Here is a 16,275-nt window from a genome sequence, read left to right as displayed (position 1 = left end):
GGTACCGGTAATGAATGAGCCATCGACCCAACGGCGGCGCCACGGTGCCAGTCTCGAAAAGTCGGTCACTTCAACCCTGGCTGCGGCGCGCCCACTCCCCGCCGGGGACGAGATGATCATCGACGACCTCACCGAGGACGAGGAACGTACGTTCTTCGAAGCCATACGGCGGGCATGAGTGAATCTGATCGTGGACCGGTTGTCGTCGATACCGGCGTCTTCAGTGCGCGCCTCGGTCGCCGCGATAACCGACTGACGACGGAGATTACGAGGCAGACCGCTGGGCAGGCCGCAACTGCTATCCGCCTTGGCGTCCCGCTCGTTGCGCATGACGCGATCTTCGTGGGCGTCGACGGCTTGACGCTGATTTCGACACTCTGACGTCGCGGTCGCCGCTCGCGAGCGTCGGCCCTCATTGAGGACGTCGAGGTCGCCCGGTGGGTTTGAGACCGTCGCTGATGTGGCGGCAGGTGGTGGCCATGGCGGCGATCTGCGGGCGGGTCAGCGGCCCGAGGAAGTGGATGCGGACTGCGTTGGCGTAGGTGAGCAAAGCCTCGTCCACCAACGTTTTCCCCGGTCCGGTGATGGCGGCGACCACGCGGCGGCGATCGTGTAGGTCCACGGTCCGCGCCACCAAGTCGCGTTCTTCGAGACGCCGAATGTGACGGTTCAGCCGGCTCGGCGGTGCCGCCAACGCCTCCGCCAATTCAGCCAGCTGGACACTTCCGCCCGGCGAGTTGGCCAACAGATCCAGCAGCTGCACATCGGCCAGCGAGAGCTGGTGGGCGTCGAGCAATTCCCGATTGAGCAGGGCGGCCATCCGCAACACGGTCACCAGATAGTTCTGCCACGACTTGTGTTCGGCCCCATCCAAGTCCGGTACCCCGCCGGCGATACGGTCCGGAAGGAAACCGGCCATCACACCCAACGCTTTCCGCGAGTCATCAGTGGCATACCCGTTTCCGTCGGGCGGTCACGGTTTCGGCGAGCTTGACGACGTTCGTCTCCCGCGGTTCACCGGCCAAGCCGACCGATGCGGGTGCGTGCCAGTGCGCGAGCGCGTCAAGCTCGCCGTCCAGGTACTGCCAGCGGCACGCACCACGCCGGATCTGCCCGTCAGGTCCGGTGGGCAGCCGCATCGGCTCCACCAGCATGATCGAATCCGCGTCAATACCATGAGATTCGGCCAGCGCGCACTGGATGGGCGCCACCAAGGTCGCCAGGTCGTCCTCACCGGCCGGGCAGCTGACCTCCTGCACCACCACCAGCCGTTCGGATTCATCGGCGAACACCGCACCACGCCCAGTCAACAACACCGCATGACAATCCTGCACGGTGGATTCGAGCTCGTTCGGGTAGTAGTGCACCCCGCCGAGCACCACCAGATCTGCACACCGTCCGAGCTGTACTGCGGGCCCGCTGACCCAGATCTCCCCGACTTCATCGGGCCCACACTCCACCCGGGTATCGGGGTCAACGATCACCACGTGTTGGCGCGCCCGCCCACACCCCACCACCGCGACCGCACCCGGATCATTCGAGTCGGTGTCCAGCGCCCAACCCGAGGCCAGCCCGCCCCGATCAAGGTGGCACACCACTGTGGTGTCGGAGGTTGAACCACCCGACACCAGCAGAGTGGCCTCGACTAGGCCGTACACCGGCGTGAATGCTTCGGCCCGAAACCCTGCCGGGGCGAACGCCTCGGTAAACGCCCGCATCGTGGCTGCCCGCACCGGCTCGCCCCCGGTGATCACCGCGGTGGACAAGCTCGACACATCCAACGCCTCACGCTGGTCTCGGGTGCTGCGCTGCACGCACAAGCGGTAGGCGAAATCCGGGGCCATCGTGACGGTAGCCCGCCACCGGGAGATCGCCTCCAACCAACACATCGGCCGCGCGATGAAGGCTGATGGCGACATCAACATGGTGGTCGCACCGGCGCAGATCCCCGCCAACACCACACCGATCAGACCCCGCTCGTGATGCGTCGGCAACCACGACACCACCACATCACGCGAATCCCCCAGCCCCGCCGCACCGATCGCCCCCAAATTGACCAGCACATTCTCATGGGTCACCACCACACCCTTAGAGCAGTCCGCCGTGTCCGCCGAATACTGGATCAGCGCACTACTGTCGGCGTCCACATCCGGCGCCACCCACTGCTCCGTATCGCCATCATCAGTGCCACACCACACCAGGGATAGGGTGGCCAGTGCTGCGCGCACACTGGCCGGCATCTGGGGGGACCCGACTGCGAACCCCACACCCGCATCGGCGATCACCGACGCCAACCGCGGGCCGACCCGTTCAGGGACGGGCACCGCGACCGCTCCGGCATACCAACACCCGAAAACCCCGGCAATCCCGTCCAATCCAGGACTACAAACCACCACCACCCGCTCACCGGCAGCACCCAGCTGCTGCAACGCCGCACCGATCGCCCGCGCCCGAGCATCCAACTCCCGAAACGACACAGCAGCACCATCGCGGCCATCCCCGTGATAGGAGTAACTGAACGCGGTCTTCTCCCCGAACCGGGCGGCCTGCTGACGCAACAACTCCACCGCCGTGTCCGCGGTAGCTGCGACATCCACGCCCATCCCGACTCCTTCACCCGGTATGCGTGAGGGGCTGCTCGATGGGTTCACACGACACGTAAGCCGTCCGGGATCTTGCGCGGGTCGCGCCAGAACGCGTCGTGGATGAAGCGGTTGAACAGATCCGGCGGCAACACCGTCTGGCGCGGCTCGGCCTTGACCGTGCTCCCGACGGTGTGCAACCCGGGGTGCCGGCCCGTTGGTCGAACTCGGTGACGTCGTACTCGACATGATCGAAATCGTGGGTGAACGCCGGCTCGCCGATGAAGTCATAGATCGCGTGCAGAGTCTTGGCCGGGTCGCTGGTCAACGTTTCGTACTGCACGACAAGCAGGCGGTCACGCTGCGCACCGAAACACGCCTGCTTGAGCGCATCGTAAGGCCCGCCGACCATGCCGTCCTGGGCGGCAACACCATTGGCGCGGGTGTAGACCGTGCCACCGGGGTGATAGTTGAAGATCGACGACGGCGTAAAGACATTGCGTTGGATGAGGCGCTCGATGCTGTCCAGTACCCACGGCATATCCCGCACGCAGGCAATCACTTTCGCCTCAGGAGACAGCTGCGCGAGCGCCGGCATCCAGGCGCACCAGGCGCGGTCGGTATCGAAGATCACCTCGGCGGTGCAGTCAGCATAGAAGTTGTCGAACAACCCATGCAGAATGCGCTGACGCTTGACATCGTCAATGAACACCGAAAACTCGTTGCGGGCACTCATCTCCCCCAACAAGGCACCGAACAGACCGGCCAACGGACCCGACATCCCGCCCTCGAACCGCGGGTTCTGCCGCAACAATGCCGCCAACAACGTCGACCCCGAACGCGGCAGACCTGAGATGAAATGAAGTCGCTTCAACGTCTAGCTCCGCCAAATCCGTGCACAAACAATTGACGCAGCAACTCCGTCAGGCTGTCCGTGGCAGGCCAGTCGTGGCCGCACCACCGGCGCCACCGGCACCACCGGCACCGGAGACGCCCAGGATGGTGCCGGCGCCGAACTTATTGCTGAAACCGTCGATGCCCCAGCTGCCGTCGGACTTCCAGCCGGTCGCGACGGCGCCAGCGCCACCGTCGCCGCCCTTGCCACCATTGCCGGAGCCGGTGACCGCGCCGCCCGCACCACCGGCGCCACCGGCGCCGCCGTACTGGGTGCCGGTGCCGGCGTTGCCGCCCTTGCCGCCAGCACCACCGTTGCCAGAACCGGCAGCGGTGCCGCCCGTGCCGCCAGCACCGCCATTGCCGCCCTTGGTGATGGTGCCGGGGTCGCTGTTAGTGGTCGCGGGGGATGCGTTGCCGCCGTCGCCGCCCTTGCCGCCGTCACCAGCGACGGTGCCGCCGGCGCCGCCCTTGCCGCCAGCACCACCATTGCCGCCGGTCGTCGCATTGCCGGTGTTGTCGTAGGCGTTGCCGCCTTGACCACCGCCGCCGCCTATACCGTTGGTCCCACCGGTGCCGCCGTCACCTCCGGTACCACCGTTGAGGTGCAGAGAGTCGCCGGCCGCGCCGTTGCCGCCGCTACCGCCGTGCACGTGGTTGGGGTCGTAGATACCTTGACCGTCGGCACCTGCGGTGCCGGCCTCGCCGCCGGTGCCGCCGGTACCTACGGCGCCCGCCGCACCGCCCTTACCGACAGCGCCCACGCCGCCGACGTTGCCGCCGGTGCCGCCGGCCTGGCCCGCATAGCTCTTACCCAGGGCGCCCTGCGCGCCGATCGAGCCGGTACCCCCGTTACCGCCCGCGCCACCATTGCCGGTGCCGGCCGCCGCACCACCGGTCCCGCCCTGACCGGCAGCACCCGGGGTACCGAAGCTGGCATACCTACCGGAGCCGGCGCCGCCATTGCCACCGGCGCCGCCATTGACGTTGCCGGCGGCGCTACCACCATTACCGCCAGCGCCGCCATTGCCGTTAGCAAGACCAGCGGCGCCGGAGCCGCCATTGCCGCCGTTACCGCCGGTCGTCGACCCCGCGGTCCCCGCGGTACCCACGGCACCGTTAGATCCGGCAGTGCCCGAACCACCGGCACCACCCACACCGCCGACACCGTGGTTGCCCGCTACCGCGCCACTGCCCCCGACACCGCCGGCACCACCATTGCCGCCGGCACCACCGGAGGTCCCGGCCCCCGCCAACGCATCCTGGGTCGGGTCATAGCCGGCACCACCATCGCCACCAGCGCCACCGTTGCCACCGTTGCCGGTCCCGGCGCGGGTCACCCCGTCGCCCAGGAGTCCACCGAGACCACCATTGCCGCCGGCACCGCCGGCACCACCGGCAATACCGTCGGCATTGCCGGCCGTACCCGCGCCACCATTGGCGCCAGTGGCACCACTACCACCGTTGCCGCCCGCACCGGCCGTACCCGCGCCAGCCCGGGTTACCCCGTCAATCTCGAGACCGCCCAGTCCGGCGTTGCCGCCGACGCCGCCATTGCCGCCATCAGCACCGGCAACGGCACCCGGATCGGTGGCCGCGTCATAGCCGTTGCCACCGGCACCACCATTGCCGCCCAGACCAGCCACACCATTGGCACCGTCAGCGGCACTCTGACCGCCACCGGAATCGCCACCGAGGCCACCACGGCCCGCGTCGCCGCCGACCCCGCCATTGCCGCCGTTACCGCCGGTCGTGGACCCCGCGGTCCCCGCGGTACCCACGCCGCCGTCAGCGCCGGCGGTGCCCGAACCACCGGCACCACCCACACCACCGGAACCGTGGTTGCCCGCTACCGTCCCGCTGCCACCCAGGCCACCAGAACCACCGTTGCCACCGGCACCACCGGAGACCCCTGCCCCCGCCAACACATCCTGCGTCGGGTCGTAGCCGGCACCACCAGCGCCACCAGCGCCACCGTTGCCGCCATTGCCGGTCGTGCCGTCGGCTGCCCGCTGGCCGTTGCCGCTGTCTCCGCCCAGGCCGCGGACCCCGCCGTCGCCGCCGTTACCGACGGCACCCCCCCGATACCCATGACCGTCGCGCCGGCACCCCCAGCGCCCCCATCAGCGCCCGCGCCGCCGGCACCACCAGCACCACCGTTGCCGAACATCCCGGCTGCGCCGCCGTCACCACCGGCCCCCCCGACGTTGGCGCTCGCGTCATAGCCGGCGCCACCGTCACCGAACCACAAGCCGCCATCACCACCGTTGGGATCCGTGGCCGTGCCGGCGGCGCCGTCGCCGATCAGATACACCCCGGCGAACTGATTGATCGCATTGTCGATGGATTCACCGAACGAGGAGTTGATCCACGCCTCCATACCGGTGTGCATCGGGGTGTAGAACCACTGATCCACAAACTGCGCCATATCAAACGTCGAGGCCGCAGCGAGAGGATCCAGCACCGAAGCCACCGACGCCGAACTGTCACCGGCGAAGGAGGCATCCAAGGCCTGCACCCAGCTGCTCACCTCGGCGCCCAGGCTGGGATCAATCCCCGAGAGTGAATCGATGATCGGATCCAACATCACATCGAGCTCATCGGCGTTGGCTGCTGGGGCGCCGGCCAACGGGGCCATGCCGAAGGCGAGGAACGTCCCCACCGCACTGGTAGCACCCATCATTGGCGTACCACGCCGCGCGGGGGTCTTGCTGGGGCGGCCCTGCCGGCCGCTGCTGGAATGACTCATCGGGGTAAACCTTCCTAAAAGAACGGGGCTGAAAGAAGTTGGGGGAACGTGTCCGTGGACGCGAGTAGGGCGGATCAGAACCAGGACGCAACGTCTGAGAACAGGGCCGATAAGCCCGTGGCCGCAGTGTCCGCGGCGGCTGAGCTGGAGCTAATGCCGAACAAATCATCGAGAATCGTCGGGATAGTGATCCCCGCCCCTGGCGGCGCCACATCCAGAGTTATGGGGGGGCTCGCATTCCCCCCAGTGGCGGCATCTGTGCCTTTGCCGACGTCCGCTGTCGGGTCAGACCATCCCGAACCCAGCAGCCCGCTGATGGTCTGAGACAACGTCTCCCACGCCGCGATCGGTCCGATCGGTTGACTGGTCAGGGTGAGGGTGCCCAGGGAGGGGACGCCGGTGAACTGCAGGCCGACGCTGTTGAAGATCGAACCGCCGACCGCGGGAACCTCGTTGCCGCCCGAGGTGTAACTGGCGACCTGCACGCTGCCGGTGCTCAGCAGCCCACCAAAAGCAATATCGAGCTCCGCCATGGTCATGCCCGGCGGGAACTGCGAGCCGATCAGACTGTTGATGGTCGGGATCAGCGAATCGAGGTTGAGATCGGCGCCGTTGAAGAAGGCGCCGGTCATATTGGCCAGCGTGGTGTTCCAGTCATCGCCGGCGGTGATGCTGTTCGACAACGCCACCCACGGGGCAATCATCGGACCCAACGCACCCATCACGATGGCGCTCTCCGGGGACCCCAACCAATTGATGATCGGCTCAATCAACCCGGCCTCACCAGCCGGCAGGTAGCCCGGAGCCTCCCCGAACATCAGGGCGTGATTCCCGATCATGGTGTGCTGCAACACCATCGAGCCGATACTGCCCGGCGTCCAGCCCGCGAACTCGGTGAAACCCCCGATACTGGTGCCTTGCAGCCCGATACCGGTCAACACATTGTCCAGGTTGGTCTGGATCTGCTGCATCACGCTGGAAAAGGTGCTGCTGGTGGGGTCGTTGGTGAATTCGTTCCACAGGTTGGACTGGTTGGCCAGCGCCTGCTGCCACCCCACCCCGGGAGCCAAGTAGTAGTTCTGGATCAGCGTCGAGGCGTTCTGCGCCGCGGTGTTGTACTGATCGATCCACGGGGCCGCCAGACCGGAGTCGCTGGTGGCCAGCGCTACATCGCGAAGAGTGGTCGACCCAGGTGCATGCCCCACACTCGGAGGCGCAAACACGACAACGCCGGCGCCCAAAAGAAGGACACCGGCAGTCGCGAAGGAGCGAAGGCTAGTTAAGCCTAGAGACGCCCCCCCCCCCCGCTGGATCGCGACAGCGCGCGAATGCGCGTCGGTGGTGTGCTGAGAAGCCATGGATGTTGCCCCTTCACTGTGGTGGATAGCTGCGCTGAACGTCATGGACGACTTGAGTGCTGCCGAGGCCACGCTGGAGCTGGCGGTGATGCCGGATGCCAGGCGCACGGTGCCTCCTCGGATGGGTGTCGGCTCAGAAACTCAAGGTGTTCACGAGTAAACCTGTGCGCGACCAACTTTCCGATAGCGTCTTCTTAATTCGCCACCGGAGCCAGCCGATCCGCAACCGAGAAATACCGCCAAATGAGCTGTTCAATCCATACATAGCGGCCAGTACGGCAAACAAATCTGCCCAGCCCGGTTGTTCAAACAGAAACGGCCACATCGGCCCTGCCAAAACGTGCTCCGCGCGCGGCAGATCGTTTGCCACTACACAGGTAATCCCTTGGGATTAAGGCGATTACGGAGCTATAGCCGTTAGCTGAAACGCCGACATGCCCCGTGGGGTCTTATTGCGCCCCTCGGCCACGCGCCAACCCGGCGCAACGCCATCGAACAGACCCGCCACCTGATCGTCAGGTGAAGGATTCCAAACTGATTAGCCGGCGTGCGCGCCCGGTGCTCGAACGATCAACGGCACACCGGGGAAGTAGGCAGCCATCTCCGAACGCGCACGGCGCAGCGCGGCGGTGCCGTAGCCCTTCTTGCGGTGTTCGGGATGGATCCAGATCCGCACGTTCACCTCGCCGTGGTGCAGGTCGCCGAAGACCATCCCGATCTTCTGCCCACCGTCGATGGCGACGAACAGCGCGGCGTCCTCGTCATCCACCCGGGACAGCGCGGAGTGAATCTCGTCGTCGAGACCGCCGGCCGGTCGGCCGGTCCCGTCGACGCTGGCACCGACGTCCGCGGTCCGATCGGCCAAAATGTCGCGGTCCTGTTCACCGGAGAACAGCCGGAGCGCCAAGGTCTCGCCGGAGCTGGCCGGCCGGTCGCCGAGGGTGAAGGTCAGCTCATTGTTCAAGTCGTTGAGCTCGTCGGCGATCCGGTCGCGCGAATCCTTGGTGAGCTGATCGAGAGACATTCCGATCACCGCTTCGCACCCGGCCGGCGAGGTGCCGAGCAGGTCTGCGATCGCCTGCACGGCAGAGGCGCGGTCCTCGGCGTCGACAATCACGTCGAGCACCTCGTGACGACGCTCCATGGCTTTGAGCAGGGCATCGGTGATCTCACGGCGCGAGACGGCGCGGTCGACAGCAGTCATGCCTGTCAGCCTAGACGCAACTCCCCTGCGGCGCTGCGGTGTTTACTCCGGCAGCCGCAGCTCGGGCTTCTCGACCTCTTCGATGTTGACGTCTTTGAAGGTGACCACCCGCACCTGCTTGACGAACCGGGCCGGGCGGTACATGTCCCACACCCAGGCGTCGGCCAGTCGCAGCTCGAAATACACCTCGCCGTCGGAGTTGCGGGGCACCATCTCCACGCTGTTGGCCAGATAGAACCGTCGCTCGGTCTCCACGACGTAACTGAACTGCCCCACGATGTCCTTGTATTCGCGGTACAGCGAGAGTTCCATCTCGGTTTCGTACTTCTCGAGATCTTCGGCGCTCATCGGGCACTCACCACCTTGCGTACGTTGACGAACGAGTATCGATGCTGAATACAGGGCCCCAACGCCGCCAACGCAGCGGTGTGTGCGGCGGTGGAATACCCCTTGTGCACGGCGAAGCCATAGCCGGGGTGATCGGCATCCAGGGTCGCCATGTAACGGTCCCGGCTGACCTTGGCCAGCACGCTCGCCGCGGCGATGCACGCCGCGGCCCCGTCGCCGCCGATCACCGGAAGCGAGGGCATCGGCAGCCCGGGCACCCGGAACCCGTCGGACAGTACATAGCCCGGCCGCTGCGCCAGGCCCGCCACCGCGCGCCGCATGCCCTCGATGTTGGCCACGTGCACCCCGCGCGCGTCGACGTCGGCCGGGGAGATAAACACCACGTGGTAGGCCAGTGCATGCCGGCGGATCAGCGGAAACAGCTGTTCGCGGACCTTCTCGGTGAGCTTCTTGGAGTCGTCGAGCGCAGCCAGCGCGGCAGGCTTACCCGGTCCGAGCACACAGGCGGCCACCACCAGCGGTCCGGCGCACGCGCCGCGACCGACCTCGTCGACCCCGGCGACCGGACCGAGCCCACTGCGGTACAGCGCCGACTCCAGAGTGCGCAGCCCCGGTGAACGACGGATCACCCTGCGCGGCGGCCAGGCCGGAGCCATGGCTACGGGCCCTGCTCGGCCATCTTCTGGGGATTTACCGATTTTACCGGTCCCCAGCGCGACGGCGGCCAGGCGATGAACCTGGTCTTGCCGATCACATTGGCCACCGGCACGGTGCCGGCGTCCAGATCTGCTCCGGTGCACAGGATCCGGCGCTGCATGTCGGGCTGAACCTGCACGGAGTCGCAGTGCGCCCGCGAGTCCGAGGAATGGGTGCGGTTGTCACCCATCACCCACAGCCGCCCCTGCGGCACGGTCACCGGACCGAACTCGTTGCCCAGACAGGGGTAGACCATCGGGTCGACCATCAGGGTGGCCGGGTTCAGGTAGGGCTCGTGGAGCAGTTTGCCGTCCACGGTCAGACCGGTGTCGTTACGGCACTGAACCGTCTGACCGCCGACCGCGATGACTCGCTTGACCAAGTCGTTCTCGTCGGGCGGAACGAACCCGATGAACGACAGCGCGTTCTGCACCCAGCGCACCGGGGTGTTCGTCGACCGGATCGACTTGTAGCCGACGTTCCACGACGGGGGGCCGCGGAAGACGACGACGTCGCCGGGCTGCGGTGTGCTGAAGCGGTAGGTGACCTTGTCCACCATGATGCGGTCGCCGACGCAGCCGTGGCAGCCGTGCAACGTCGGCTCCATCGACTCCGACGGAATGAGGTACGGACGCGCCACGAACGTCAGCATCAGGTAGTACAACACCAGCGCGATCGTGATCAGCACGACCGACTCGCGCAGCGTGCTGTGCTTGCCGTCCTCGGGCGCCTCGGCAGCCTCAGCAGCCTCGGGGGAACTTTCGGGCGATGAACCCGTGGTTTCGGTCACGAGATCAGGGTAATGACCGCGTCAGCGGTACCGGGGGCCGACCGGATAAAGCCCGGCGCGGGCAAGATCAGCGCTTTTCCTTGATCTTGGCCTTCTTGCCGCGCAGCTCACGCAAGTAGTACAGCTTGGCGCGCCGCACATCACCACGGACCACCACATCGATGTGGTCAACGTTGGGCGAGTGCACCGGGAAGGTCCGCTCCACGCCGACGCCGTAGCTCTCCTTGCGGACCGTGAACGTCTCGCGAACGCCGCCACCCTGCCGACGGATGACCACACCCTTGAACACCTGGATGCGCTCCTTGGAGCCCTCGATCACCTTCACGTGCACGTTGACCGTGTCGCCGGGGGCGAAGGCCGGGATGTCGTCGCGCAGCGACGCCTTGTCGACGATGTCCAGCGTGTTCATTGCGGAAACACTTCCTCGCGGGTCGCGGCTGCGGACCGGCCGACACGCGTTGTGAGCATGCAGACGGTTACCGAGCCGATGGGTTCGGGCGTGTTGTCGCACTGTGCGGTGACCGGGACGCCAGGACTCCGCTGCAGAATCAACCGCAGGCGACAACTGCTCAATTGTGCCAGACGCAGCGCAACCAGTGAAATCGCGCAAATCGCCGCTGGTCGTTCCACGCCGAACCCCGCCGCCGTGATAATTCTGGAGGCGACCGAACTGCGCGATCCGCACGCCCACGCGGTAACCTATCCGGCGGGCCGATGGCAGCAGTATGGCGAGCCCGTAAACCCGATGTCGGTGCAATTACGCGACTGATACCTCTTGAGGAGGCCACCCGCCGTGCGGCCATCGATGCTTCTGCTGACCATCGTCATGGTGATTTCCACGGTGGTATTCGGCTGCGATGAAAAGGTCTATGGCGCCGACGCCATACGGCCGACGCCGTACCACGCGCCGGAGGTGACGCCGGTGGCCACCGCCATCGAAGCTCCCCGGGCGCCCGCGATTCAGCCGGCCGCGGTGGTCGACGGCCTCGCGGCGCGCATGCAGGAAGCCACCGACGAGGCCGCCAAGGTCGGTGCCAACATCTCGGTGGCGGTGCTGGACCGGATCTCGCACCAGTTGATCACCAACGGCAACACCCGGCCGATCGCCACCGCGTCGGTCGCCAAGCTGTTCATCGCCGACGACCTGCTGCTCCGCAAACCCGAGGGCGGCCTGTCGGCCGACGACCGGGCTGCCCTGGATTCCATGCTGCGGGCGTCCGACGACGGGGCGGCCGAGACGTTCTGGAACCAGAACGGCGGCAACGCGATCATCACCCGGGTGGCCGGCCGCTACGGCCTGGCCGGCACCACGCCGCCGTCGAACGGTGCCTGGTGGAACACCATCAGCACCGCACCGGACCTGGCGCGTTACTACGACATGCTGCTCAACGGTTCCGGCGGCCTGCCGCCGGCCCAGGCCAGCATCATCATGAACAACCTCGCGCTGTCCACCCCGAGTGGCCTGGACGGCTACCCGCAGCGATTCGGGATTCCGGAGGGCTTGTACGACGAGCCGGTGGCGGTGAAGCAGGGCTGGATGTGCTGCATCGGCAACAACTGGATGCACCTGTCGACCGGTGTGGTCGGGGCGGATCGCCGCTACATCGTGGTGATCGAGTCGCTGCAGCCCAGCGACGACGCCACCGCGCGCACCACCATCACCGAGGCCGTGAAGACCATCTTCCCGGGCGGGCGGATTTAACCCAGTTTCGTCGGCACCGGGCGTTTCCTAGCGACGCCGAGTGTGCGGTTTGGTAGGCAAAACGTCGGAAATCCCGATAATTCCGCACACTCGCGCGGCGGAAGCCGACCGTGGGCTACTCCCCCAGCAGATCCGGACGACGTTCGCGGGTCCGCTCCAGGGCCGCCTGGTGGCGCCAGGCGTTGATCCGGGCGTGATCACCGGAGAGCAGCACGTCGGGTACGTCCAGGCCGCGCCAGCTCGGCGGGCGGGTGTAGCTCGGCCCCCCCAGCACGCCGGGCATCAGCCGTAGCACCGCCTCAAGCATCACCAGGACTGCGGGCTCCCCGCCGGCCAGCACATAGTCACCGATCGACACCTCTTCGACCCGCATCCGCCGAGCGGCGTCGTCGGCGACCCGTTGATCGATGCCCTCATAGCGGCCGCAGGCGAACACCAGGTGCGCTTCTGCGCTCCAGCGCTGCGCGGTGGCCTGGTCGAACAGGGTGCCCGCTGGGGTCGGGACGATGAGAACGGTCTGCTCCGAACAGATTTCGTCCAGCGCTTCACCCCAGACCGGAGCCTTCATCACCATTCCCGGTCCGCCGCCGTACGGCGAGTCGTCCACCGAGCGGTGCACGTCGTGAGTCCAGCGCCGTAGGTCGTGGACCTCGAACTCGACCAGCCCGGTCTCGATCGCCTTGCCCGGCAACGATTGCCGGATCGGGTCCAGATAGTCCGGGAAGATCGTCAGGACGTCAACGCGCACGCCTCAGCCCTCCAGGTCAAGCAGGCCCTCGGGCGGGTCGATCACCACGGCGCGCTGCTCCAGCGACACCGACGGCACGAACGCGGCGATGAACGGCACCAACAGTTCCCGGCCGTCGGTCCGCTTGATGGCGAGCAGTTCACCGGCAGCGGTGTGCAACACCTCGGTGACGGTGCCCACCGGCTCCCCCGCCATGTCGCGAACCGCAAGGCCTTCGAGCTGATGGTCGTAGTAGGTGTCCGGCTCGGTGATCGGCGGCAACTCCGCGGAATCGACGACGAATAGGCTGCTGCGCAACGCATCCGCGCCGTCGCGGTCACCGACACCGACCAGCCGCACCAACAGGCGTGCCCCATGAGGGCGCGCCGCCTCAACGACGTAGTCGCGTTGCGGCACACCGGACTTACGGGCATGCAGCGTCGCACCCGGCGCGAACCGCAGTTCGGGATCGTCAGTACGGACATCGACGACGATCTCGCCGCTGATGCCGTGGGCTTTGACCACACGCCCGACCGTCAGCTCCATGAGCCGCCCGGCTACCGGTCGGTGTCCACCACGTCCACGCGGATACCGCGTCCACCGATACCGGCGACGAGGGTGCGCAACGCAGTGGCGGTGCGACCGCCGCGACCGATTACCTTGCCCAGGTCGTCGGGGTGCACGTGCACCTCGACGGTGCGGCCACGGCGGTTGGTCACCATGTCGACTCGTACGTCATCGGGGTTATCGACGATGCCGCGCACCAAGTGCTCGACGGCGTCTGCCACCACGGCGCTCATCGCCGCGGTCAGCTCTCGCTGGCCGACTCGGCGGCCTCAGCAGCGGGGGCCTCGGCGGCCGGAGCCTCGTCGGCCTTGGCCTCTTCGGCGGCCGGCTCGGCCTTTTCTGCGGCCTGCTCAGTCTTTTTTGCCGGCGCCTTCTTCTTCTTGGCGGTGGTGGCCTCGGTGGTCGGGCCGCCCTCGGCCTCGGCCAGCGCGGCGTTGAACAGCTCCAGCTTGCTCGGCTTGGCCGGCTTGACCTTCAGGCGGCCCTCGGCGCCGGGCAGGCCCTTGAACTTCTGCCAGTCACCGGTGATCTTCAGCAGCTTGAGCACCGGCTCGGTGGGCTGAGCGCCGACCGACAGCCAGTACTGGGCGCGCTCCGAGTCGATCTCGATCAGGCTCGGCTCTTCCTTCGGGTGGTAGCGACCGATGACCTCGATCGAACGACCGTCCCGACGGGAGCGGGCGTCGGCAACCGCGATGCGGTACTGCGGATTGCGGATCTTGCCGAGGCGGGTGAGCTTGATCTTGACAGCCATGAATAACTCCTGAGATAGCACGCTGCAATTCAGCGACGGGGGCGGATTTGCCCCCATCCGGTTTTGCCTCGCGTGTTGCGCCACGGCCGTGCAGCCTCCCGAAGGACCAGTCGCACGGCGGACAGCCGCCTATTGTGCCAGAACCGGGCCGGTCAGCTGAAATCGCGTCAGGGCAGCTTCTCGAAGCACTTGATCTCGCAGCGCCGGCTCATCCGCCAGCCCTGGGCGGTGCGGACGAACTCGTCGTCGTACCACAGGCCTAACAACATGGTGGCGGGCTTCTCTCCGCCGAACACCATCGGGTTGAAACAGAAGGTGCGCGCGGTGGCGCTGTCGCCCTCGACGCGGATTGCCGGCAGTCCCAGCATGTGGGCGTAACCCGCGAAATTGGGCAGTACCTCCGCCAGCCAGGCCTTCACCTCCGGGAAGCGTCCGTCGATACCGCCCATCGCGCGGTAGTCGATGTAGGCATCGGGGGTGAACACCGCATCCAGACCATCGAAGTTGTGAGTGTCGATCGCGGTCGAGTAGTCGACCAGCAGCTGCTGGATCTCCCAACGGTCCGAAATTTCCTGGTGGCTCAGCATTCCCCGATTCAACACCACACCGGTAAGGTAGGCCGCCATGCGGAAATCTTTCGCCGTGCTGGCGGCAGCCCTGACGGTCTTCGGCGCCACCGCTGCTCCATCGGAGGCCGACGTCGCCCAGCCGCTCGGGTCCGTGCCGATCCCCCCGGGCCCGGCCCCGGACTGGATCATCGCCGACCTGGACTCCGGACAGATCCTGGCCGAGCAGAACGGCTACGCCGCGACCCCACCGGCCAGCACGATCAAGGTGCTGCTGGCACTGACCGCCCTCGATGAGGTGCCGCTGGACGCAACCGTGGAGGCCAATCCGGCTGATACCCACGTCGAGTGCAACTGTGCCGGGATCCGGCCCGGCCGCAGCTACACCGCACGGCAACTACTCGATGCGGTGCTGCTGATCTCGGGCAACGACGCCGCCAACACCCTGGCCGAACTGCTCGGCGGCCACGACGCCGCGGTGCAAAAGATGAACGCCAAGGCCGCCGAAGTCGGCGCGAACAGCACTTACGCCTCGACCCCGTCCGGCCTGGACGGCCCGAACGGTCCGGGTGCCACCACCCCGCACGACCTGGCGGCCATCTTCCGGGCGGCGATGGCCAACCCGGTGTTCGCCGAGATCACCGCGCAGCCGTCGGCGATGTTCCCCGGCGACAACGGCGACAAGGTGATCGTCAACCAGAACGAGCTGCTGGCCCGCTACCCGGGCGCGTTCGGCGGCAAGACCGGCTTCACCGACGCCGCACGTAAGACCTACGTCGGGGGTGCGGCCCGCGACGGTCGGCGGCTGGTGATCGCGATGATGTTCGGGCTGATCCGCGAGGGTGGACCGAACTACTGGGACCAAGCCAGCGCGCTGCTGGACTGGGGCTTCGCGCAGTCCCCGATGTCGGGCGTCGGCAGCTTGTAGGAGTCTTCCGCTCGCCGGCCCGTGGCCTCGTGGGCAGAACCCTCGGCACGGATCGATCTAGCGAATGAGCCGAACCTCGATCGGCAGGTCGAGGTTCGCCCAGACACGGTCTGCGGTCATAACAATCGGGGGCGTGCTGCGGATAGCCAGGGCAAGACAGCAGCGATCGCCGAGTGAGAGCTGTTGTCCGCCCCTGATGGCACGCAGGGCGCCGGCAAGCTCCGCGTCATCGGCGGTCAGCGGTTCGATGGTGACACCGGCGGCGACCACAAGTGGGCGGATGGCCGAGGCATCCATCTGCGCGTCCACGAGTTTGCCGATCACCTCGGCAAGATTCGGCGTGCCAATGACCGAACCAGTTACGGCCTCGGCGACTAGGTCGCACCAGGTTCTTCATGAATCAGAGCCAG

At 66.9% G+C, this 16,275-nt stretch carries 22 protein-coding genes; 4 read left to right on the top strand and 18 right to left on the bottom strand.

Annotation, left to right across the window (positions count from 1 at the left end; translation table 11 throughout):
* The first annotated feature begins 10 nt into the window (after nucleotides 1–10).
* On the top strand, nucleotides 11–178 hold the full coding sequence (locus BN4346_RS47695) for a hypothetical protein (RefSeq protein WP_154677589.1): 168 nt from the start codon (nucleotides 11–13) through the stop codon (nucleotides 176–178).
* A gap of 234 nt (nucleotides 179–412) precedes the next feature.
* Here the strand turns inward: BN4346_RS47695 and BN4346_RS34570 are convergent, their stop codons facing one another.
* The 12 genes from BN4346_RS34570 to rplS form a co-directional block, all read right to left on the bottom strand.
* Nucleotides 413–919, bottom strand: coding sequence for a MarR family winged helix-turn-helix transcriptional regulator (locus BN4346_RS34570; protein WP_067971825.1), 507 nt, complete (start codon nucleotides 917–919; stop codon nucleotides 413–415).
* A 25-nt stretch (nucleotides 920–944) separates the two neighbouring features.
* Nucleotides 945–2,603, bottom strand: a complete 1,659-nt coding sequence (locus BN4346_RS34565) for an AMP-binding protein (protein ID WP_078058608.1) — start codon at nucleotides 2,601–2,603, stop codon at nucleotides 945–947.
* Nucleotides 2,604–2,613: 10 nt separating this feature from the next.
* The gene (locus tag BN4346_RS34560) at nucleotides 2,614–3,393 is read right to left on the bottom strand and encodes a sulfotransferase (protein ID WP_235653738.1); all 780 of its coding nucleotides are present in this window, start codon (nucleotides 3,391–3,393) and stop codon (nucleotides 2,614–2,616) included.
* A gap of 112 nt (nucleotides 3,394–3,505) precedes the next feature.
* Nucleotides 3,506–5,401 carry a hypothetical protein gene (locus BN4346_RS49505; protein WP_208863239.1) on the bottom strand — a complete coding sequence of 632 codons (1,896 nt, stop codon included), beginning with the start codon at nucleotides 5,399–5,401 and terminating at the stop codon, nucleotides 3,506–3,508.
* A complete protein-coding gene (locus BN4346_RS48445) occupies nucleotides 5,326–6,225 on the bottom strand; it encodes a PGRS repeat-containing protein (RefSeq protein WP_208863303.1) in 900 nt (299 codons plus the stop codon). Before BN4346_RS48445 ends, BN4346_RS49505 begins: the two co-directional genes overlap by 76 nt.
* Before the next feature lie 74 nt (nucleotides 6,226–6,299).
* A complete protein-coding gene (gene gjpA, locus BN4346_RS34540; RefSeq protein ID WP_078058633.1) occupies nucleotides 6,300–7,538 on the bottom strand; it encodes an outer membrane porin GjpA in 1,239 nt (412 codons plus the stop codon).
* A 178-nt stretch (nucleotides 7,539–7,716) separates the two neighbouring features.
* Entirely contained in the window at nucleotides 7,717–7,953 is a 237-nt protein-coding gene (locus BN4346_RS47685; protein WP_154677588.1) for a hypothetical protein, read from the bottom strand.
* A 168-nt stretch (nucleotides 7,954–8,121) separates the two neighbouring features.
* Nucleotides 8,122–8,787, bottom strand: coding sequence for a GNAT family N-acetyltransferase (locus tag BN4346_RS34535; RefSeq protein WP_067971815.1), 666 nt, complete (start codon nucleotides 8,785–8,787; stop codon nucleotides 8,122–8,124).
* A 42-nt stretch (nucleotides 8,788–8,829) separates the two neighbouring features.
* Nucleotides 8,830–9,135 (bottom strand): DUF2469 domain-containing protein, encoded by a 306-nt coding sequence (locus BN4346_RS34530; RefSeq protein WP_067971812.1) that lies wholly within the window; start codon nucleotides 9,133–9,135, stop codon nucleotides 8,830–8,832.
* Nucleotides 9,132–9,791, bottom strand: a complete 660-nt coding sequence (locus tag BN4346_RS34525) for a ribonuclease HII (RefSeq protein WP_067971810.1) — start codon at nucleotides 9,789–9,791, stop codon at nucleotides 9,132–9,134. The genes BN4346_RS34530 and BN4346_RS34525 overlap by 4 nt, the downstream gene beginning before the upstream one ends.
* Before the next feature lie 2 nt (nucleotides 9,792–9,793).
* Nucleotides 9,794–10,621 (bottom strand): signal peptidase I, encoded by an 828-nt coding sequence (gene lepB / locus BN4346_RS34520; protein WP_067971806.1) that lies wholly within the window; start codon nucleotides 10,619–10,621, stop codon nucleotides 9,794–9,796.
* 67 nt (nucleotides 10,622–10,688) lie between these two features.
* Nucleotides 10,689–11,030, bottom strand: a complete 342-nt coding sequence (rplS, locus tag BN4346_RS34515) for a 50S ribosomal protein L19 (RefSeq protein WP_024443224.1) — start codon at nucleotides 11,028–11,030, stop codon at nucleotides 10,689–10,691.
* Nucleotides 11,031–11,087: 57 nt separating this feature from the next.
* Between rplS and BN4346_RS47680 the strand changes: the two genes are divergently transcribed.
* Nucleotides 11,088–11,390, top strand: a complete 303-nt coding sequence (locus BN4346_RS47680) for a hypothetical protein (protein ID WP_154677587.1) — start codon at nucleotides 11,088–11,090, stop codon at nucleotides 11,388–11,390.
* Between the two features lie 36 nt (nucleotides 11,391–11,426).
* The gene (locus BN4346_RS34510; RefSeq protein WP_067972432.1) at nucleotides 11,427–12,323 is read left to right on the top strand and encodes a serine hydrolase; all 897 of its coding nucleotides are present in this window, start codon (nucleotides 11,427–11,429) and stop codon (nucleotides 12,321–12,323) included.
* A gap of 115 nt (nucleotides 12,324–12,438) precedes the next feature.
* Here the strand turns inward: BN4346_RS34510 and trmD are convergent, their stop codons facing one another.
* From trmD to BN4346_RS34485, 5 genes are all read right to left on the bottom strand, one after another.
* Nucleotides 12,439–13,071, bottom strand: coding sequence for a tRNA (guanosine(37)-N1)-methyltransferase TrmD (trmD, locus tag BN4346_RS34505; protein ID WP_067971804.1), 633 nt, complete (start codon nucleotides 13,069–13,071; stop codon nucleotides 12,439–12,441).
* 3 nt (nucleotides 13,072–13,074) lie between these two features.
* Nucleotides 13,075–13,596, bottom strand: a complete 522-nt coding sequence (rimM, locus tag BN4346_RS34500; protein WP_067971801.1) for a ribosome maturation factor RimM — start codon at nucleotides 13,594–13,596, stop codon at nucleotides 13,075–13,077.
* Nucleotides 13,597–13,607: 11 nt separating this feature from the next.
* The gene (locus BN4346_RS34495; RefSeq protein WP_019736217.1) at nucleotides 13,608–13,850 is read right to left on the bottom strand and encodes an RNA-binding protein; all 243 of its coding nucleotides are present in this window, start codon (nucleotides 13,848–13,850) and stop codon (nucleotides 13,608–13,610) included.
* Between the two features lie 8 nt (nucleotides 13,851–13,858).
* On the bottom strand, nucleotides 13,859–14,371 hold the full coding sequence (gene rpsP / locus BN4346_RS34490; RefSeq protein ID WP_067971797.1) for a 30S ribosomal protein S16: 513 nt from the start codon (nucleotides 14,369–14,371) through the stop codon (nucleotides 13,859–13,861).
* Between the two features lie 167 nt (nucleotides 14,372–14,538).
* Nucleotides 14,539–14,958 carry a nuclear transport factor 2 family protein gene (locus BN4346_RS34485; RefSeq protein WP_067972429.1) on the bottom strand — a complete coding sequence of 140 codons (420 nt, stop codon included), beginning with the start codon at nucleotides 14,956–14,958 and terminating at the stop codon, nucleotides 14,539–14,541.
* Between the two features lie 37 nt (nucleotides 14,959–14,995).
* Between BN4346_RS34485 and BN4346_RS34480 the strand changes: the two genes are divergently transcribed.
* Nucleotides 14,996–15,865: a D-alanyl-D-alanine carboxypeptidase family protein gene (locus tag BN4346_RS34480; protein ID WP_067971796.1), complete on the top strand. Its 870-nt coding sequence runs from the start codon at nucleotides 14,996–14,998 to the stop codon at nucleotides 15,863–15,865.
* 57 nt (nucleotides 15,866–15,922) lie between these two features.
* Here the strand turns inward: BN4346_RS34480 and BN4346_RS34475 are convergent, their stop codons facing one another.
* Nucleotides 15,923–16,213 carry a PIN domain-containing protein gene (locus BN4346_RS34475; RefSeq protein WP_407695135.1) on the bottom strand — a complete coding sequence of 97 codons (291 nt, stop codon included), beginning with the start codon at nucleotides 16,211–16,213 and terminating at the stop codon, nucleotides 15,923–15,925.
* Nucleotides 16,214–16,275: the final 62 nt, after the last annotated feature.

This window comes from Mycolicibacter icosiumassiliensis (assembly GCF_900078685.2).
Taxonomy (GTDB): Bacteria; Actinomycetota; Actinomycetes; order Mycobacteriales; family Mycobacteriaceae; genus Mycobacterium; species Mycobacterium icosiumassiliensis.
The sequence above is the reverse complement of the archived record's forward strand: the minus strand, read 5'-3'. Positions and strand labels throughout refer to the sequence as shown.